General features: G+C 48.4%; 17 protein-coding genes. 13 read left to right on the top strand and 4 right to left on the bottom strand.

What is annotated here, in order from left to right:
* The first annotated feature begins 148 nt into the window (after positions 1-148).
* Complete coding sequence (locus AB1757_21515) at positions 149-1,855, top strand: 6-pyruvoyl-tetrahydropterin synthase-related protein (GenBank protein MEW6129633.1); 1,707 nt, start codon at positions 149-151, stop codon at positions 1,853-1,855.
* Between the two features lie 29 nt (positions 1,856-1,884).
* Here AB1757_21515 and AB1757_21510 read toward each other — a convergent pair whose 3' ends face one another.
* Entirely contained in the window at positions 1,885-2,514 is a 630-nt protein-coding gene (locus AB1757_21510) for an O-methyltransferase (protein ID MEW6129632.1), read from the bottom strand.
* Positions 2,515-2,603: 89 nt separating this feature from the next.
* Between AB1757_21510 and typA the strand changes: the two genes are divergently transcribed.
* Together typA and AB1757_21500 are read left to right on the top strand one after the other, a co-directional pair.
* Complete coding sequence (gene typA / locus AB1757_21505; protein MEW6129631.1) at positions 2,604-4,421, top strand: translational GTPase TypA; 1,818 nt, start codon at positions 2,604-2,606, stop codon at positions 4,419-4,421.
* A 55-nt stretch (positions 4,422-4,476) separates the two neighbouring features.
* A complete protein-coding gene (locus tag AB1757_21500; protein ID MEW6129630.1) occupies positions 4,477-5,844 on the top strand; it encodes a SpoIID/LytB domain-containing protein in 1,368 nt (455 codons plus the stop codon).
* A gap of 5 nt (positions 5,845-5,849) precedes the next feature.
* Here AB1757_21500 and AB1757_21495 read toward each other — a convergent pair whose 3' ends face one another.
* On the bottom strand, positions 5,850-7,556 hold the full coding sequence (locus AB1757_21495) for a rhomboid family intramembrane serine protease (protein ID MEW6129629.1): 1,707 nt from the start codon (positions 7,554-7,556) through the stop codon (positions 5,850-5,852).
* Positions 7,557-7,839: 283 nt separating this feature from the next.
* Here AB1757_21495 and AB1757_21490 point away from each other — a divergent pair, with 283 nt between their 5' ends.
* From AB1757_21490 to AB1757_21445, 10 genes are all read left to right on the top strand, one after another.
* Positions 7,840-8,901 carry a ParM/StbA family protein gene (locus AB1757_21490; GenBank protein ID MEW6129628.1) on the top strand — a complete coding sequence of 354 codons (1,062 nt, stop codon included), beginning with the start codon at positions 7,840-7,842 and terminating at the stop codon, positions 8,899-8,901.
* A gap of 17 nt (positions 8,902-8,918) precedes the next feature.
* A complete protein-coding gene (locus AB1757_21485; GenBank protein ID MEW6129627.1) occupies positions 8,919-9,476 on the top strand; it encodes a hypothetical protein in 558 nt (185 codons plus the stop codon).
* Positions 9,469-10,023, top strand: a complete 555-nt coding sequence (locus AB1757_21480) for a 3'-5' exoribonuclease (GenBank protein MEW6129626.1) — start codon at positions 9,469-9,471, stop codon at positions 10,021-10,023. The genes AB1757_21485 and AB1757_21480 overlap by 8 nt, the downstream gene beginning before the upstream one ends.
* Before the next feature lie 120 nt (positions 10,024-10,143).
* Positions 10,144-11,331: an alpha-hydroxy acid oxidase gene (locus AB1757_21475; GenBank protein MEW6129625.1), complete on the top strand. Its 1,188-nt coding sequence runs from the start codon at positions 10,144-10,146 to the stop codon at positions 11,329-11,331.
* Between the two features lie 88 nt (positions 11,332-11,419).
* The gene (locus tag AB1757_21470) at positions 11,420-12,121 is read left to right on the top strand and encodes a hypothetical protein (protein MEW6129624.1); all 702 of its coding nucleotides are present in this window, start codon (positions 11,420-11,422) and stop codon (positions 12,119-12,121) included.
* The gene (locus AB1757_21465; protein MEW6129623.1) at positions 12,118-12,684 is read left to right on the top strand and encodes a 2OG-Fe(II) oxygenase; all 567 of its coding nucleotides are present in this window, start codon (positions 12,118-12,120) and stop codon (positions 12,682-12,684) included. Before AB1757_21470 ends, AB1757_21465 begins: the two co-directional genes overlap by 4 nt.
* Before the next feature lie 12 nt (positions 12,685-12,696).
* On the top strand, positions 12,697-14,010 hold the full coding sequence (locus AB1757_21460; GenBank protein MEW6129622.1) for a lanthionine synthetase LanC family protein: 1,314 nt from the start codon (positions 12,697-12,699) through the stop codon (positions 14,008-14,010).
* A 219-nt stretch (positions 14,011-14,229) separates the two neighbouring features.
* The gene (locus tag AB1757_21455; protein MEW6129621.1) at positions 14,230-15,405 is read left to right on the top strand and encodes a lycopene cyclase family protein; all 1,176 of its coding nucleotides are present in this window, start codon (positions 14,230-14,232) and stop codon (positions 15,403-15,405) included.
* A 182-nt stretch (positions 15,406-15,587) separates the two neighbouring features.
* Positions 15,588-16,808: an MFS transporter gene (locus AB1757_21450; GenBank protein MEW6129620.1), complete on the top strand. Its 1,221-nt coding sequence runs from the start codon at positions 15,588-15,590 to the stop codon at positions 16,806-16,808.
* Position 16,809: 1 nt separating this feature from the next.
* Positions 16,810-17,310 carry a CopD family protein gene (locus AB1757_21445; protein MEW6129619.1) on the top strand — a complete coding sequence of 167 codons (501 nt, stop codon included), beginning with the start codon at positions 16,810-16,812 and terminating at the stop codon, positions 17,308-17,310.
* Between the two features lie 38 nt (positions 17,311-17,348).
* Here AB1757_21445 and AB1757_21440 read toward each other — a convergent pair whose 3' ends face one another.
* Together AB1757_21440 and AB1757_21435 are read right to left on the bottom strand one after the other, a co-directional pair.
* Positions 17,349-17,834 carry a hypothetical protein gene (locus tag AB1757_21440; protein ID MEW6129618.1) on the bottom strand — a complete coding sequence of 162 codons (486 nt, stop codon included), beginning with the start codon at positions 17,832-17,834 and terminating at the stop codon, positions 17,349-17,351.
* On the bottom strand, positions 17,831-18,667 hold the full coding sequence (locus tag AB1757_21435) for an AAA family ATPase (GenBank protein ID MEW6129617.1): 837 nt from the start codon (positions 18,665-18,667) through the stop codon (positions 17,831-17,833). The genes AB1757_21440 and AB1757_21435 overlap by 4 nt, the downstream gene beginning before the upstream one ends.
* Between the last annotated feature and the right edge of the window lie 118 nt (positions 18,668-18,785).

Below are 18,785 nucleotides of genomic sequence, written 5' to 3'. Positions count from 1 at the left end.
AAATCGGCTGGATGATTGATGGAATTCAACATCTGAATATCCCCATCGTAATGCTGCACTTTTTAACCCAAGTTGGGATTTAAAATGATAAACTGAATCAACTTTGACCGTTGAATCACTTTGAAAAAAATCAAAAGGGATGGAAAACGTGTTGAATTTGAAGCCGAAATCCGAAACCTCTGCTCACGAAGGATTCACTCTCAAGCGAGTATTGCCCATCGGCGTTATCATCGGGGTTGCAACCCTTTTGATGTTGCCAACATTTATTTTCGGGTTTCCGGCAGGTTATGATGCGGTCAGGCATTATCGTTGGACCTGGCAATTTTCAGAAGCGCTCGGCGACGGCGCTATTTTTCCGCGCTGGCTTCCGACCGCCAATCATCATCAAGGCAGCCCGGTTGCTTTGTATTATCCGCCGCTGCCGTTTTACGTTGCCGCTTTTTTCGATATTTTTGTCGGCACTTTGCCGGCAATGGCGTTGAGTTGCTGGACTTCACTGATGATTTCGGCAGCCGGGATGTACAAATTAGCGCGCAATCTTTTACCTTGTGGCTATAGTCTGTTTGCCGCAATCATTTACTCAGTTATTCCCTATCACATTTATGATTTGTATCAGGGAACAGCGGTTTCGGAATTCTGGTCATTCGCCTGGATTCCTTTTCTGTTCAATTCGATTTACCACCTGAGCCTGCAAAAAAATACGCAACACATTTTCCTGCTGGCAAGCAATTATGCCTTATTGCTTTTTACCCATGTGCCGATTGCCTTTTTAACCAGTCTGCTCTTACCGATTCTGGCGATTTTATTAACTCGAAAATTTAAAAATCTATGGCAAATCGCCTGCGGACTTTTACTGGGATTGGGGCTTGCCGCCATTTTTATCGTCCCGATTGTCTTTGAAAGAGAGTTTGTCAAACTGCAATTTAAGTTCAATTACCAGGACTATTTTTTATTTAAGCATATTGACGAAGCCTTTAATTCTGCCCTTTTTGCGAAGACCCAAACACCACAATCCTATCTGCTTGAAACCAATGTGATGGCTGTAGGGGTAGCGGTTTTCTTTTTAGCGATTACCTTGACGCTCTGGAAAACCTGGCGATGGCGTCAGGAAAATCCTGCGGGTTTCAAATTGACAGCGGCGGTGTGGGCGCTGACAGCTTGTTGCATTTTGATTACCACGCGAGCGACCAGATTGGTGTGGCAATGGCTCCCCGGATTACCCATGCTGTTTTTCCCGGTGCGCTTTTTTGTGGTCGCTTGCGTAGGGCTTGCGCTCCTATCAGCAATCGCCTGGTGGATTTTAAAAGCGTCGAAACGGCGTGTAATTTATGGCAGCATACTGGCGCTGGCGATGATATTCAATCTGGTGATTAGCTATCTGGCGGTGGTTCGCGCGCCGCATTCGCCGGAAAAATTGCAAGATGGGCTGAGCCAAAGAGAGGTTCGCGAGTATCGCCCCATCTGGTGGAATGCTGACCTCGAATCATGGAGAAACGTGGGGAGTCCGATTGTTGAAAGCGGCGAGGCGTTGGTTCGGGTCATTGATGACCGTGGCATTAACCAGAGCTATGAAATAACCGCGAGGCAAGATTCCAATATCGTGTTTCGACCCATGTATTTTCCCGGTTGGACTGCTGAAATCAACGGGGAGCCGGTTGTCGTGGAACCAAGCGCCAGCGGAAATTTACTGCTTAAAATCGCTCCGGGCGATTATCGGATAAATCTGAAATTCGCGGACACCCTGCCGCGTCAGGCAGGAAAAATCATTTCAATCCTCAGCTTGTTGATATTTATCTCTCTCTCGATCTGGTTGCGCTATCAATCCGGCAAATCGCTTTCGACTCATAACCAGTAGCAAGCTTAAAGTTTTCCTTTCGTTCGGTTCTACCTTTTCAAACAAACGGCAATGCCATCGCGAATCGGCAGAATGGTTGTAAAGAGATTATCGGCGGTGTAAATCAATCGGTTGAATTCACGCACGCCTGCGGTGTATTGGTCATTTGCCTGGCGCGCGACTCTTCCCGACCACAAGACATTATCCGTAATAAACAAACCACCGCTTCGCACGCGCGGCAAAGCGACGCGAAACGCATCGGGGTATTGATGCTTATCCACATCATTAAAAATCAAATCGAATTCACCCTCGGTTTGTTCAAGCAAATCAATCGCGTCGCCCTGTAGAATTTCTACGCTATCGGCGACCCCTGCGCGTTCGATGTACCCCTGCGCTTCGGCGCAATTTTTTTCGCTGCCGTCGGTGTAATAGACTTTGCCGCCTTCTCCCACCGCGCGCGCCAGCCAGATGGTTGAATAACCGATTGCCGAACCCATCTCGAAAACCCGTTTGGCATTAATCAATTTCGCATACTGATAAATCACTCTCGCCACGGCGGGACCAATAATCGGAATGTCGCGACGCCGTGCCTGCGCTTCCATTTCGGTGAGCACTTCATCGCGCGCGGGCAAAATATCGTAAATGTATTTTTCTACGTCCTCAGCGATAAAACTTTCCATACCGGTAATGCCTCCAAATGTTTGACTGACAGATGTAACTGTCGTCTGTTATGATAACCGTTTATTTTTAGAGGCAAAAACTAAACGATATGCAAACCAGAGAAGATATACGCAATATTGCCATCATCGCGCACGTTGACCACGGTAAAACCACCCTGGTTGACGCGATGTTGAAACAATCAGGATTATTTCGCGCCAACGAAGCAGTCGCCGAACGGGTGATGGATTCGATGGATTTGGAACGCGAACGCGGCATCACCATTATGGCGAAAAACGCTTCGGTGCATTACGGCGACGTGAAAATCAACATTGTTGATACGCCGGGTCACTCGGATTTCGGCGGCGAAGTCGAGCGCGTGTTGAAAATGGTCGATGGCGTGATGTTACTTGTTGACGCCAGCGAAGGACCGCTGCCACAGACGCGCTACGTTTTATCGAAAGCTTTGGGACTCGATCTGCCGGTTATCGCCGTCATCAACAAAATCGACCGGCAGGACGCCCGCGCCGATGAAGTCATCAGCGAAGTATTCGATTTATTCATCGACCTGGATGCTACCGACGAACAGGTCGATTTTCCCACGATTTTCGCCATCGCCCGCAATGGCATCGCCAAATATAAACTTGAAGACGAGAGCGAAGATTTGAAACCGCTCTTTGATGAAATCGTCCGCACCATTCCGCCGCCGGTCGCGCCCATAGATGGCGTCTTGCAGGTGCTGGTCACCAATCTCGATTACGATGATTACGTCGGCAGACTCGCAATCGGTAAAATTTTTTCCGGCACCGTTGCAGTCGGCGATATGGTGTCGCTTTGCAAACTCGATGGTTCGATTCAAAAGACCCGCGTGTCAAAACTCTATGCCTTTGAGGGCTTGAAAAAAACACCGATTGAACGCGCCGAAGCCGGAGAAATCATCGCCCTTGCAGGCATCGAAGACATTTATATCGGCGAAACCATTTCATCGATTGATGACCCGCAACCGTTGCCGAAAATCATCGTTGATGAACCGACGATATCAATGATTTTCGGAGTCAACACTTCGCCGTTTTCAGGCAAAGAAGGCAAATGGGTGACCTCAAGAAAAATTCGCGAACGGCTGGACAAAGAGACGCTCGCCAATGTCGCGATTCGCGTCGAAGACACCGATTCGCCCGACAGTTTCAAAGTTTCGGGGCGCGGCGAATTGCAGCTTGCGATATTAATCGAAATGATGCGGCGCGAAGGTTATGAAGTGCAGGTTTCAAAACCTCAAGTTATCACTCGCGTTGAAGAGGGCAGAAAGCTGGAACCGATTGAACTCGCGGTGGTAGATTGCCCGGAAACTTTTATCGGAGTGGTAACCGAAGCCCTGGGGCGTCGCAAAGGTCGCATGACAAAAATGATTAATCACGGCACCGGGCGTGTACGCATGGAATTTGAAGTGCCGTCGCGCGGGCTGATCGGGTTTCGCAGCGAGTTTCTGACCGATACCAAAGGCACAGGGCTTCTAAATACCATCTTTTTACGTTGGGATGATTGGCAGGGGGCGATTACCCAGCGCATCACGGGTGCCCTGGTTGCAGACCGCGCCGGAGCCGCGACCACTTACGCGCTTTACAATTTGCAGGAACGCGGCGAACTTTTCGTCAAACCGTCGACAGCAGTTTATGAAGGCATGATTGTCGGTGAAAACTCGCGCGACGTGGATATGGATGTGAATGTCGTGCGCGAGAAAAAACTAACCAATATGCGGGCTTCGACCGCCGATGAAGCGATGCGATTGGTGCCGTTTCGTGTGCTTTCGTTGGAACAGGCGTTGGAATTTATTCGCGAAGATGAACTCGTAGAAGTGACGCCGGAATCGATTCGCATGCGCAAGAAAATTCTTGCATCAAACTTTCGTCCGAAAGGCAAGAGTACGGAATAAGCACTACGCAGTTGGCAGTAGACAGAAGACGAGTTTTTAACAGAAAGAAAAAGTGATGATTGAGATTAACCGGGAGCCTTCGATTAAAGTCGGGTTAATGAGCGGGGCGCAAAGCGTGCGCTTTGAGTTGCTGGGACAATTTCAAACGAAAAGCGGCGAAACGGTTGAGGCGGGCGAGTATGTTGCCACGCTCAGTAATGGTGAAATTGTGATTAATGGCGCAGGCGAACTCACCGGCACAACGATTCAGTTCTCACCTGTGGATTTCGCGGCTTGCCGGTTTAAAGTTTTCGATGTCGTCATCGGCATTAATTTTCACTGGGAACGCAAAGAAACCCAGGTGTTTCAAGGCGCTTTGAAATTAATCGCCTACTCAGGCGGATTGACGATTATCAATAAACTGCCGCTCGAATCCTATCTCATCAGCGTGATTTCTTCGGAGATGAATGCCAATTGCCCGCCGGAACTCCTGCGCGCGCATGCGATTGTGTCGCGCAGTTGGTTGCTTGCGCAGCTTGAAAATGCCAGACGTATTGACGGGGAACCCTCGACCTTGAGCGGTTTTGCAAATGAAGATGTGCAAGGTGAAGTTGAAGAAATCATCAAATGGTATGACCGCGAAAATCATGCGAGTTTCGATGTCTGCGCGGACGACCATTGCCAGCGTTATCAAGGAGTGACGAAAATTTTTTCTGAGGAAGCGATGAACGCCGTTCAAGATACACGCGGCAACGTTCTTGTCTATGATGAAACGATTTGCGATGCGCGCTATTCAAAAAGTTGCGGAGGGATGAGCGAAGTTTATCGCGCTGCCTGGGAAGATAAAGAGATTGCCTACCTCACGGCGGTGTATGACTGGCTCGGCGATAAAGAAGATTACGCGATACCCTTGACCGACGAAACCAATGCCAAAGCCTGGATTACCGCAGAGCCATTAGCCTATTGCAACACCAAATCGAAAACCCTGCTTGCGCGCATCCTGCCGGGATTTGATCAGGAGACTATGGATTTTTATCGCTGGCGTGTGGGCTATACACAGGAAGAGATTCAGGAGTTGCTGAGAAGCCGCACCGGCATTGATTTCGGCAGTATCATTTCACTTGCAGCCATCGAACGCGGCGAATCCGGGCGCATCATTAAATTGAAAATTACCGGAACCAAGCGAACCGTAATTATCGGGAAAGAGTTGGAAATTCGCCGCGCCTTGTCGCGTTCGCACCTTTACAGTTCGGCATTCGTCGTGCGGGTAGAACAAAATGAAACGTCCGCATACCCCGACAGCTTTGAACTGATTGGCGCAGGTTGGGGACACGGCGTCGGGCTTTGTCAAATCGGCGCAGCGGTGATGGCTGATGCCGGATTCAACCATCAACAAATCCTCGCGCATTATTTCAAAAACACCGAACTGCAAACCCTCTATTAAAAAACTCAGGGTCGCGGATTTTGATAGGGCTGTGGAATCGTCGCTTTGTTTGGCGGTTCATGCGGCGGAATCGCGCGTTTATTGCGCGAATTCAAATAGCTCTGACATTTTTCCATGCCCAGCCGAATGCGACTCTCATAAACCGGCGAAGGGTTGCGCGAAAGCGCCATCTCGAACAGCCTGAAGGCGCGATCCTGATCGCCATCCGTTAAAGCGGTTTCTGCGCCTTGAATGCAGGCGCGCACCGACAGCGGATCATTTGGGCAGGCTTTTGCCAATCGCTCGTATTCAAACCCGGCTTCGCGCACCATGCCGATTTCGCGCAGGTATTCGCAAATCGACATCCAATCGCGCACAGGTAATCTGACGTTCACCGCATCTTCGGGAAACCCTGAAAGCAGACTGTCATAAATATAGAGCGCCGATTCTTTATCGTTGTTGGCAATGTGTAATCGAATGACTGAGGCATAAGCATCGTTCATCAGGTTATAGCGTTCGGTTCGCTGGTAAACCTGCGCCAGTGTCATCAGCGCATCGACATCATTCGGGCGATTCATCAAGTGGGCTTTCAAGGTTTGTTCCGCGCCATAAGCGTTGCCTTGATCCATCATATCGAGTGCCTGGGTAACGGCGGCTGACCCGGTGAAAGAGATTTTGGCTTCGATAGCGGGATTGATGTATTTCTCTTCGATGCTGGCTTTTTTAATGACAAAAGCGAAAGCCACGCCGAAAAGGAATCCGGCGATGTGAACGGAATGCGCGACATTCGAGACCACGCCTGATTTTTTGAAATACCAGACCATCAATAAATCAACCAGAAATAGATAAGGCAAAAATACATAAGCTGGAAGGTGGATAATGCCCCAGGGCTTTTTCCTCATCATAAAGATCAGCCACCAGAACGCCAGAATTAAATAGCCGACACGTATGCGGGTTTTGTAGAGGCGAATGAGAAATGCCCCCATCACGCCGCTGATTGCGCCTGATGCGCCGATTAACGGAACATTGCTGGGACTAAAGACAAACGGCAAGCAGGAAACGATGCAAGCGCCGAGGTAAAAGCCTAAAAAGAGGCCCCGTCCCCAGAGGTCTTCGAGACTGAAGGCGACTGCAAAAAAGAAAATCATGTTACCGAACAGATGCAACAAGCCGCCGTGCATAAAGGCATAGGAAAGCAGTTGATGAATTTTCCAGTTGCCGTTTGGCGCAAGCCCCAGTTTGAATGACAGGTTATCGGCAAGGGCGCTTTTAAATTCCAAAAATTTTTCATCAAGCGAAATGCGCGCATTGATTTCATTGATTTTTTTTAACGCATCCAGGTTTGTCGATTCATCTTCATAACCCAACCCATACTCATTCAACTCTTCTTCATCCAGATACTTCAGCATTGGGGCGTCTTCCAATTCTTCTTTGGTTGCCAGTCCCAGTTCAATGAGTTGGGTTTTTATCTTTTCGTCTTTTAATAACTTGGGATTTTTTTGTAAAACCTCAATGATACCGTCCTGTGCGTTTTGCAGACGTTGCATCTGAGCATTGATAATGGGCGCGGTGCCGAAATAGATAAGCACGTTGATGATAATCAGACCGAAGGTTACCCAGGGCAATCTTCTGACGGTGGAGTTTTCATTGCCAAGCGGCACCATGAAAAAAAAGCTTTGAATAATGACGACCAGTAACAGCAGCAACCCTAAAATGACATCAAGCGGTAACATATGAAATTTCCTTCTGATGGTTTTTATTCTTGAGGGCAGGGATTTTCGCTAAGGCAAAAATAGCTTATTTTGCGCCCAGATTACCAAACCAGGGTAAGGTGAACAATAGTTTTATAAGCGATAAGTTTTTTTGTGGTTGGCGCGGTTTTTCAGCATTGAAATGAGATTTGCACTTAGCACAAAACCTCGAGTCACGTATAATCAAACTTCACCAAAGGCAATCAGGCAGTGAGCATGACACAAAACCTCGTCTATAAATCAAAAACCACTTGGGCAAATGGAGGTGTCCGTCAAAGTCCACGGGCTTTGTAAAACAACGATTATGAATGTTCTGGCAGTTGATACAGGTTATTCTGCGACCAAAATTTATTCGGAAACCAAAAGCGGGCGCAAGACGCTGATCTTTCCGTCGGTCATCGGTCCTGCTGAATTCGGCGAAGATTTCCTCGGCACCATGCAAGATAACTTCATCGCCGAACTGAGCCTCTATCCGGGCAAAATTCGCAACTTCGGCGAAACCGCCATTCGTCTCAATCGCGGCGGCGAAGTCTCGGCAGACCGCGATATGTTCACTAAACATTACAACCCGGCGCTCACCATCGCGGGCATCGCGCGCTTTATGACCGAAAAAGAGGTGCCTGCGCTGGATGTGCTGGTCGTCGGACTTCCGGTCAATTTCTTCGCTTCGCAAAAAGAGTTGTTGATTGAAAAACTCAAAGGCGAACACGTCGTCAAACTTTACAAAATCAATGGCAGCATCGCCCACGAAGTGAAATTCAACCTCAAAGACATTCTGGTGTTGCCGCAAGGTTATGGCTCATATCTGAGCTACGTCTTAGACCGCGACGGGCATAAAATCGCCGACCGCATCGTGCCGACGGCGGTGATTGATGGCGGCGAAAAGACTATTGATATTGTTGCTGCCGACGGGCGTTATATTCACACGGTTTCAAAATCTATACCGTCATCGCTCGATGCGGTTTATCACGATTTGCAACGCGAGATTGATGCGAAATATGACGATTATCTCGAACGCAGCACCATCGAGCAGTACATTCGCAGCAAAACCCCCTATGTGACGCCGCTGGGCGAAGCGGTTGACCTTGAAGAGATGCGCAAACAGGTGCTCGAAAAACATATGCCCGAAATCATCAACCGCATACAGATGACCGTGCGTTCGATGCGCCCGCAAAAAGTCCTGGTCGCGGGCGGTTCCGGCGATATGTTGTTTGAAGGCATCAAAGCGGTTTTCCCCTCAGCCGAAAAGGTCGAATCCATGATTTTTTCAAACGCCGTCGGCTATTTCCGTTATGGCTTGCTCAGACAAACCAACGAAGATGCATAACCTATCGCGCCTTACCGATGAGAAGGATATTTGGTGAGGTATCCATGTTAGAGTCAGAGCATCTAAAGCATTTGATATATTTCCCGGATAATGCCCGTTTGTTGATACAAGCTGGCATTTCATCCTGTCAAAGCCATTACAGCCTGCAAGTTCTTTTTCGATTTAAAGGCTTGGATTCAGTTCACTTTTATCTGAATGAAAAAATTCATGAGGAATTCTATGAACACCTGCGGATTAGCGGCTTGAGTAATTGGCAAGAGGTAACCGGGTTAGTTTCGGAATTAGCGCAGATTATCCAAAAGGAAGAATCGGAATCCGAGAGTTTTACGACAGCGCATTTTTATGCTGAAGTGAAATGGGAATATCACCATTCAACCAAAGAGGTTGGCGCAGTGTCATATGACACCCATAGCGTTGATATTTTGGATAAGTTGGAAGGTTTGCGGGAGGAAGGTGGAAACCTTTCGGAAATTAAGCTGCTGGAAAAACAACTCGAAGCGGGCTGGCATCAAAAAGCCATTGTGATTTTGCACCTGCTTGAGCGATTTGTGAAAAGTAAGAAAACCTATGCCTGAAATTTATGTCAGCACCGATGTTGAAACCGATGGCCCGATTCCGGGAATCAACTCCATGCTCAGTTTTGCCTCTGCCGCTTATACCGTAGACAAAACTTTAATTGCCACTTTTGAAGCCAATCTCGAAACCCTGCCCGAAGCCAACCCTAATCCTGAAACGATGGCTTGGTGGAAAACCCAGCCCGAAGCCTGGGAAGCCTGTCGCAAAAATTTGCAATCGCCGGAAAAAGCTATTCGCCAATATTTCAACTGGTTGAAAAGTTTGCCCGGCAAACCCGTGTTTGTCGGCTATCCGGTGGTATTCGATTTTATGTGGATGTACTGGTATTTGATTCGCTTTATGGGTGAAAGCCCGTTTTCGTTTTCCGCGCTCGACATTAAAAGTTACGCGATGGCGATGATGAAAAGCGAATTTACCGAAACTACGAAACGCGCCATGCCGCGCCGCTGGTTTGATCGCTTGCCGCATACGCATCAGGCGCTTGATGATGCGCTCGAACAGGGCGCGCTGTTTTGCAATATGCTCAAGGAGAGTCGGGAGTCTTAAAATCTGGCGGCTCGCTATGCTCGCAGTCTTGCGAGTCTTGCAAGTCTTGCGAGTCTGACGAGTTTGGCGAATTGAAATTGTTAAGTGTGAATAAAAATCATCGGTAGGTTGAAAATCGAAATGGCTGATTCTGAAATGGAATTGAAGAACCGAACGAGCGATAAACTGAAGGATTCGCCGGACTCGCCAGACTGCGAGCAGAGCGAACCGCTAGACTTTAAAAGAAGCGAGCGAATCGATTTATCAACCCTGGTCAGCCTGTCAGATTTTGAACTGGCGGTGAAAGATTTTATTTCGCCGATGGCTTATGAATATCTCCTGGCAGGCGCAAGCGATGAAGTCACACTCGGTTGGAATCGCCAGTCGTTCAACAACCTGCGCCTTCGTCCACGAGTGCTCATTGATGTTTCGGAAATTGATACGAATGTGAGGTTACTTGGTGAACGCTTGCCGTTCCCGATTCTGCTTGCGCCCTGCGCTTATCAACGGCTGTTTCATGAAGAAGGTGAACTCGCGACGGTTCGCGGCGCAAATCAGGCTAAGGCGATTTTTACCTTGAGCACCATGGGAACCACGAGCGTTGAAGCAGTGGTTCAGGAAGCAACGAATGCGGTCTGGTTTCAACTCTATGTTCAACGCGATAAGGCATTCACCAAATCGATCATCCAGCGTGTCGAAGACGCGGGTGTGAAAGCATTGATGATAACTGTCGATACGCCGGTCATCGGCACGCGCAATCGCGAAACCCGTATTAAATTTCAACTGCCGTCGGAATTTGAACGCCCGCAACTGAGCGGTTTCAAGTGGGACGATTCGACCACCCATCGCCCACGCGACGGTGAAATTTACAGTTCACTGTTTGACCCAAAATTAAATTGGAAAGATGTTGAATGGATGTGTTCGTTTGCCCGCGTTCCGGTTTTATTAAAAGGCATTTTAAATCCCGATGACGCGGCGATTGCCTGTGATTCGGGCGTTGCGGGCGTCATCGTTTCCAATCACGGGGCGCGAAATTTGGATACCGTGCCCGCAGCGATTGATGCGCTACCGGAAGTGGTCGAACGCATCGCCGGGCGAATGCCGGTGTTGATGGATGGCGGCGTGCGACGCGGCACTGATGTGTTAAAAGCAATTGCGTTTGGCGCTGATGCGGTGTTTATCGGCAGACCCTACCTTTATGGTTTAGGCGTAGCGGGCGCTGCGGGGGTTGCCAGAGTCATCAACATTTTGCGCAACGAATTTGAAATGGCGATGGCACTCACGGGCTGCACGTCGATTGAGAAAATAGGGAAGACGGTTATCTGGTGAGTACAGATAAACTATCTGATTGCCCACCTCTTCGTGTTATAAAAAAACTAACCATAATTTCATAGCTGATTATTACGAGGAGATAATTATGGATAGCTTATTTTTTAACCGTAACAAAATCTTTTGGATGCTAACCTCGGTTATTGTCTTCATTCTTCTTATCTCTTTTTATGTGCTGGACGGAGTTAAATTTGAGGAGCAAGACAGAGCTTTTGAATCAAGCCTTCATTTACCTGGAATCAACCAAATCTTTTTTGGTCATGATCTGATTAAGTTTTCGGACATCACTTCAAAGGTTGAGCAATTTGACCAGGCGACCGGTGGAACCCAATTACTGCATATTCGCGCCACAAAATATATTGAAATGGGCACCATCATTTCGGTAATTCGCGACATTCAAAAAGCCAGGCATCAGCGAATCGGTTTGCCCACCAGATTTGAAAAAAAACTTGGATGGATGGGATTAATTGACTTTGAAGTTCTGGCATTAACAGAAGGCTGCAATACGCAGAATGAATCGGTGAGGATAGAAGTTAAACGGATAGATGATTCACAAAAACAGGTTTATTTGAATTCTCAATTAACCATGAATGAAGAGATTTTTAATTTGCTCAAACAGGAAACAGATTTTAAGCAAGAGAAGATGATTTCCGTTTATGTTTCGGAAAAGCTCATCTATGAAGATGTGACAGATGTGCTTGATACCGTCAGGCGTGCAGGTGTAAAAGTGATTTGTCTGAAACTGACTGATGATATTCCAGCTTCAAGAAATACTTCATTAAAAAGATGAGCCAAGGGATAAATCCTTTTCCTGATTTAAACCACACCTTAACTCAAAATAATATTTTCTCATTTGAGGAATGCTGCGCATTAATCAATCTCAGCGAAACCGTCGGCTTCCGCGATGCGACGATTGAGGGCGAGTGGGAGGGACCTCGCGGTTTTCTGGTCAGTAACGGCAGGCACAATTATCGCGCTGCGGCTGAGGATTTCAAACTTGCGGATGCCTTGTTTCACCGCCTTCGCCGCATCGTTCCCGAAACCCTGAACGGAAAAACGGTTGTCGGACTCAATGAACGCCTGCGCTTTTATCGCTACACGACGGGGCAAAAATTCGCGCCGCACACCGATGGCTACTTTATGCGTTCGCAAAGCCAGAGAAGTTTGCTCACCTTAATCATCTACCTCAATCAAGATTTTGCTGGCGGCGAAACCTTTTTCTTAAATTCCCAAACCTTGATTGCGCCCGAAACCGGAAAAGTTTTACTATTCGCGCACCAACTCTGGCACGAAGGGTTGCCGGTTTTAAGTGGGACGAAATACATCCTCCGCACCGATGTGATTTACCATTAATGAAAGGGTTTTATGAAAAAGTTTGGAGCCATATTTCTGCTAATCGTTTTTCTTGCTGTACCGATGCCTGCGCAAAAACGCAGCGCCTATTTCAAAGCCGCGTTTGATGCCAACGCCTGGATTCAAGCTTCGGCGATAAAGACCGAACAGGGAACCGCTTGGCCCGCAAATCCGCTCGACCCGAAATCCGTTTCCCGAAATCTCTACAGCGGCACACCGGGCGTCATATTGTTTCTGCTTGAAACCTATCATTCGACCAACAATCAGTACATCCCCGCTTTGCTCGATGCCAAATCGGGCGCGGACTATTTGATGGTGAATCTCGATAAAGAAAAAGAAAACGGTCTCTACACAGGGATTGCCGGAATCGGCTTTGCGCTCACTGAAACTTATAAAGCGTCGAAAGATGACCGCTATCGTCAGGCTGCACTCCGGGTCACGCAAATTTTAAAAGACCGCGCCAATCGCGCCGGCAAAGGCATCGAGTGGAACGATACGACAGACATCATCGCGGGCAGCGCCGGTATCGGATTATTTTTGTTGTACGCCGCAAGAGAACTTGGCGACGGTTCTTTGCAAGGTATTGCCGCAGATGCCGGACGCCGCTTGATTGAACTCGGACAACCGGAAGCGGGCGGCACAAAATGGGCAATGAATAAATCGTTTCCGCGACTAATGCCCAATTTTTCACACGGCACCGCAGGTATCGCTTATTTCTTAGCGACGCTTTATCAGGAAACCAAACAGAAAGAATTTCTTGACGCGGCGCTTGCCGGTGCAACTTATTTGAAAGCCGTAGCCAAAACCGATGGCGACATCTGCATGATTTTTCACAACGAACCGGAAGGCAAAGACCTCTACTATTTGAGTTGGTGTCATGGTCCTGCCGGTACGGCGCGGTTGTTTTATCGATTGTATCAAGTGACCGGCGATAAAGCGTGGATGGAACTGGTGAAAAAATCTGCGCGGGCGATTATGAAAAGCGGCATTCCCGAAAAAGAGACGCCGGGTTATTGGAATAATGTCAGCCAATGTTGCGGCGCGGCAGGAGTCGGCGAATTTTTTCTGAGCCTCTATCAAATCACTAAAGATAAAATCTATCTCGAATTCATCAAGCGGGTGACAGACAATTTGCTGGCGCGTTCGGCAAAAGAGAACAACGGGCTGAAATGGATTCAAGCCGAAAACCGCCGCGACCCTGATGTGCAAATCGCGCAAACCGGCTTTATGCAGGGCGCGGCAGGAATCGGGATGTTTCTATTGCGACTGGATGCCCGCGAGTTGAATCGCAAACCGGGAATCACCTTCCCCGATTCTCCGTTTTAAACTACAAAGCACACGAAATAAAAACGGAACAAACGGATTTGCTTATTCTTGGGAAGAAAACTGCGGTTGATGAAATCACCCAAATATAGCCGCTGGTTTTGACTTGGGCTTTTTGCAAATCGTAGTGGGCTTCAAATTCAGGTTCCGTCTGTTCCGTTATTTCCGTTTGTTCCGTAATCTGCTTGTCTTTTCCGCGTTGCCTTTTTACTCTTGAGGTCTATGTCGAGCGCGGAAATTGCCATTATCGGAGCAGGTCCTGCCGGGGCGCATCTGGCTTCGCGGCTTGCCGCTAAGGGGCGCGAGATTCTGTTATTCGACCCGAAAGGCGCGTGGGAAAAACCCTGTGGCGGTGGCGTTCCGACCCGCGCCCTGCGCGAATTTTCATTTATTCTCGAAAACGCCGATTATCCGCGAAAATTGATTCATCGCGTGACTCTGGTTTCTGCAAACGGTCGCCGGGTTTCAATCGATGTAGATCGCCCGTTCGCTATCTATTCGCGTGAAGTGTTAAACCGCCTGGTGTTGGATAGAGCCATTAATAGCAAAGCCAATTTCATTCGCGCGGCAGTGACGCATTTTGAAAAACAGGGAAACGGTTGGCAACTGGTAACCGATGACGGGCGCGAGTGGTCTGCCAGGTTTTTAGTCGGAGCCGATGGCGCGGCATCGCCTACGAGAAGAAAACTTTTAGGCATTTTTTCCAAACAAGACCTGGCGCTGGCATTTGGTTATAACATCGCGGTTGATGAACCGAGTCAACAGGGTAACCAAGCGGAAGCGGTGACCATTCAATTTCCGCACGCATTTACCGGCTATTTATGGGCTTTTCCGCGACCGGGTGTGATGAATTTCGGGGTCGCTTCCAAACTCGGCGAAAAAACTTCGGATGAACTTCGCGGCTTGCTTGCGGACTTTGTGCGCGGGTATTACGGCGGCAAGATGCCCGAAGAATCCCGCATGAATTTTTTCGGCGCGAAAATTCCAACGCTTGATTTCGCAACCTGGAAAGATTTGCGGGCAAGCGGTGAGGGGTGGGCACTCATTGGTGATGCGGCGGGATTTGCCGACCCGATAACCGGCGAAGGCATTTATTATGCGTTTAAATCTGCGGACGTTCTGGCTGACGTACTGTTGAAAGAAAATTTAGCGAATGCCGCAGCCGCCTATGAAAATAACTGGCAGGAATTTTTTGGCAGGGAACTCAGTCGCGCTTCGCAATTGTTGCCGCGTTTTTATCACGGCAGATTTATGGGGCGTCCGTTTCCGAATGCGGTAATTTTTCTTGCGGCGCATCATCGCGGCGTCAGAAAAGTTTTGGTCGATTGTTTGATTGGTGAGCAGAGTTACATCACCCTGAAACAAGATTTGCTCAGTCGCGCGCATCAGATTTTTTAATTTAAGGCTGATTGAAATTTTGAACTCCGCGTTCTCGGTGAATCCGCTGCACCCTCTGCGGTTAAAAAATACAGGATACCAAACCGCAGAGAGCGGTAAGCTGAGAGGAGAAACCGCTATTTTTCATGCACACTTTTCAGAATCAAGAGATTGAAAATTAAAGAAGGAAACGTGTTGAAGAGATGGCAAAAAACCGCTCTCCGTTATTAATCATTTTTATTACCGTCTTCATTGACCTCATCGGTTTTGGCATTGTTATTCCGGTTTTGCCTTTATACGCCCAGAAATTCGGCGCCTCGGAAACCACTGTCGGATTGCTGCTTGCGGTTTATTCGATGATGCAATTTATTTTCGCGCCGATACTCGGAAAAATCTCCGATAGAGTCGGGCGTCGCCCGGTGTTGCTTGTCAGTTTAATCGGCACCTCCATCGGCTTTTTAATCATGGGGCTTGCCGGTACGTTGTGGCTGTTATTTGTGGCGCGCATCATTGATGGCATCACCGGCGCGAATATCTCAACCGCGCAGGCTTATATTGCGGATGTGACGCCGCCCGAAGACCGCGCCAAATCGATGGGACTCATCGGCGCGGCATTCGGTCTCGGCTTTATCTTCGGTCCCTTCATCGGCGGCGTATTAAGTAAAGTTTCGCTGGGCGCGCCGTTTTACTTTGCGGCATTGCTGGCAGCGGCGAATGCCATCGCATTGTATTTTTTATTGCCGGAAAGTTTATCTGCTGAAAATCGCCATCTGGCAGCCGGTCGCGCGTCGATTCAACAGGTCTTTAAAGAATCGGGCAACTGGCAACTCGGCGCAGTCTTTGCCACGTACTTTTTTGCAACCGTGGCGTTTGCCATGCTCACGGCAACCTTTTCGCTTTTTACCTCGAAAAAATTCAATCTCGACGAAGCGCACAACGGTTATATCTTTGCCAGTCAGGGTGTCATCGGGGTGATTATTCAAGGCGGATTGCTTGGTCGGTTGGTGAAATTGTTCGGTGAAAAGACGCTGACCATCGTGGGAACCGCGTTGTTAGCACTGGGAATGTTTACCATGCCGGTGAGTGACAGCCTCAAGTCTGTGTTGATGGCATGCGCCGCGATTGCGATTGGTAATAGTTTTGTGACGCCGGTGCTCAATGGACTCGCTTCCAAATATGTGAATGCGGCGTGGCAAGGGCGTGTGCTTGGCGCATTGCAATCGGCAGCCAGCCTGGCGCGCATCATCGGTCCGGCGCTTGGCGGCTGGTTACTTATGAGTGATGCGAGCCGTCAGGTAGCGCGTTATGGCATCACGCCTTTCTGGGTGAGCGGCGCGATTATGATTATCGCGTTTATACTGGCTTTGACCTTGCGCTCGAATGTCACAACCGTTGCCGAAGTTCCGGCGCGTCAAGAGGGATAAGATGTATCGATTGAGTGTGTGGATTCATATCGTGATGGCATCAATCTGGGTCGGCGGATTGATTTACACCATGACTGCGGTGATTCCTTTTGCTCTCAGTTTGAGCAAAGAAGAACGCCAGCCGATATTGCGCGGACTCGCCCGACGGTTCAGAAGAATCGGTTGGTCGGCGATTGGTATTTTGATCATCACGGGTTTGGTCAACATTTTTTATCGAACCATAGATTATCAAGTGAATTCAGTCGGTGGAATCAAATCGGTAGCCGGAAGCATCCGCTACGATGAATCGTTTATGAAATGGCTTGCAGTTAAATTGATTCTCGTCGTCTTGATGGTTGCTTTAATGCTCTTTCACGACATCACCAGTCTTCGCGATGCCAAACGTCACGCGGGGCAAGAAGGCTCGCCGCCGCATAACCGCGCAGGCTCGATTGCCGCCGCGCTTGCCACTCTGCTTGCCATCATCATTGTCTACGTGTCGGTGAGACTGGTTCGCGGTTGATTTATTGACCTGTTTTATAGCGTCACCTGTTAGGATGGTTAAAACAAGATTTGGCGAACCTTTTGGCGTAATCGTTCAAGCTCGCTTGAATTATGTTTCAGGAGGTTATGGTTCCAAAGTATGTAAGTGTCGTTCCGACAATCCTGTGCGAGTGCCATCCCCATAATTTCCAGAGAGCGGCGTTCGTTTCTACTTAAATCTTCAGGTTCGCTCAATACTCCAAGAACAAAGACTCGGTCTTTCAATTCATTTGGAACCACCTTTTCCGCTTGGTTTAAACGTTCAAGTTGGTGATCAAAGTCAATTAACAACACCAAGAAGCGTTGAGGAAATCGTTGCATATCGCGGATATGATCATTCTTGAAACATTCCAGGACTTTGAGCCACCCGCCCGCAACCGGAAGCGCCTGCATTTGCCGATAACGATTCTGAGCCACCTCTTGATGAAAGCCGTTTGCCAAATCGCTGTTAGCATCGTCTTCTGGAAGTACAAAAATATGCGAGAGATGTTTATTGACGCTCATAATTCTAAGTCGCCCCGAATAAGCGCATTGATTAGATCACCGTTGATTTGGAGTTGACTAAGTGGACGAAGGATTGTCGGTTCAAGATGGCTTCTTCTGTGGAGAACGAAGATATTCTCTTTAGAAAAACGACGGATGGCTTCGGGGTTGTGCGATGTGGCAATAAGTTGACCGCCGGAATGAAACGCGCTCCGAAGCGCCATGACAAAATGACCAACTTCATCCAATGCGAGATAGTTGTCAGGTTCATCCCAGAAACAGAGTACGGGACCATACGCGTGGTTTGCGGCAAGCACTAAAGCGCAAATCATGAAACATTTCTCGCCATCAGACAAATCTGCGAAAGGTATCTTGAATCTCCCTAATTCGTTGGAAAACCGAACCTCAAGGCTGCGAAAGTCTTTGCTACTTCCGCGATTCTCCAAATCTTTCAGATCAGGCATTACTTGCTTGAGATATTCGTCAATCCTGGTATAGGCTGATGGATATTGCAGGGTTAAAGCCGAAAACCACGCGCCGAAATCGGTAACCTGAGAATTCGGTTCCAGTGTTTCTTGTTCAGAGTCTCCCGTAATTAAGCTTGGCATCGGTCGAAGAATAAGCATTCGCGCAAGCCATCGTTTGAATATAAACAGAGGATCCTTTTCTGACCATTCCTGCACTATCGGTAGAGCTGCTCTATGCCAATCAATAAGAAACCTCGCCTCTTTCTCCTGTTCTCCTTGTCCTGTTCTGGCAAGATGCACTTGTGCTCCTTTGCGGGTGAAAACGGGGTTACCACCGACCATAAGATTTTCTTCACGTATCCGCAATTCCTTGAAATCCTGAATCATGCCCAGCGAAAATAAAAGCCTGTCGTTCTACCATTGAACAGAAGGTTCAGATATTTTGGAGATTCTCGCAGCAAATTCAACCCAACCTGCACCCACGACAAAACTCGCTGCCGCTTTT

The sequence above is a fragment of the Acidobacteriota bacterium genome (genome assembly GCA_040754075.1).
In the GTDB taxonomy this organism is placed as follows: domain Bacteria; phylum Acidobacteriota; class Blastocatellia; order UBA7656; family UBA7656; genus JBFMDH01.
This window is presented reverse-complemented; position numbering and strand designations above follow the sequence as displayed.

Bases quoted from the DNA above. Each gene is read 5' to 3' on its own strand.
- AB1757_21510 (MEW6129632.1), bottom strand. From the start codon at position 2,514: ATGGAAAGTTTTATCGCTGAGGACGTAGAAAAATACATTTACGATATT.
- typA (MEW6129631.1), top strand. From the start codon at position 2,604: ATGCAAACCAGAGAAGATATACGCAATATTGCCATCATCGCGCACGTT.
- AB1757_21500 (MEW6129630.1), top strand. From the start codon at position 4,477: ATGATTGAGATTAACCGGGAGCCTTCGATTAAAGTCGGGTTAATGAGC.
- AB1757_21495 (MEW6129629.1), bottom strand. From the start codon at position 7,556: ATGTTACCGCTTGATGTCATTTTAGGGTTGCTGCTGTTACTGGTCGTC.
- AB1757_21485 (MEW6129627.1), top strand. From the start codon at position 8,919: ATGAGAAGGATATTTGGTGAGGTATCCATGTTAGAGTCAGAGCATCTA.
- AB1757_21480 (MEW6129626.1), top strand. From the start codon at position 9,469: ATGCCTGAAATTTATGTCAGCACCGATGTTGAAACCGATGGCCCGATT.
- AB1757_21475 (MEW6129625.1), top strand. From the start codon at position 10,144: ATGGCTGATTCTGAAATGGAATTGAAGAACCGAACGAGCGATAAACTG.
- AB1757_21470 (MEW6129624.1), top strand. From the start codon at position 11,420: ATGGATAGCTTATTTTTTAACCGTAACAAAATCTTTTGGATGCTAACC.
- AB1757_21465 (MEW6129623.1), top strand. From the start codon at position 12,118: ATGAGCCAAGGGATAAATCCTTTTCCTGATTTAAACCACACCTTAACT.
- AB1757_21460 (MEW6129622.1), top strand. From the start codon at position 12,697: ATGAAAAAGTTTGGAGCCATATTTCTGCTAATCGTTTTTCTTGCTGTA.
- AB1757_21455 (MEW6129621.1), top strand. From the start codon at position 14,230: ATGTCGAGCGCGGAAATTGCCATTATCGGAGCAGGTCCTGCCGGGGCG.
- AB1757_21450 (MEW6129620.1), top strand. From the start codon at position 15,588: ATGGCAAAAAACCGCTCTCCGTTATTAATCATTTTTATTACCGTCTTC.
- AB1757_21445 (MEW6129619.1), top strand. From the start codon at position 16,810: ATGTATCGATTGAGTGTGTGGATTCATATCGTGATGGCATCAATCTGG.
- AB1757_21440 (MEW6129618.1), bottom strand. From the start codon at position 17,834: ATGAGCGTCAATAAACATCTCTCGCATATTTTTGTACTTCCAGAAGAC.
- AB1757_21435 (MEW6129617.1), bottom strand. From the start codon at position 18,667: ATGATTCAGGATTTCAAGGAATTGCGGATACGTGAAGAAAATCTTATG.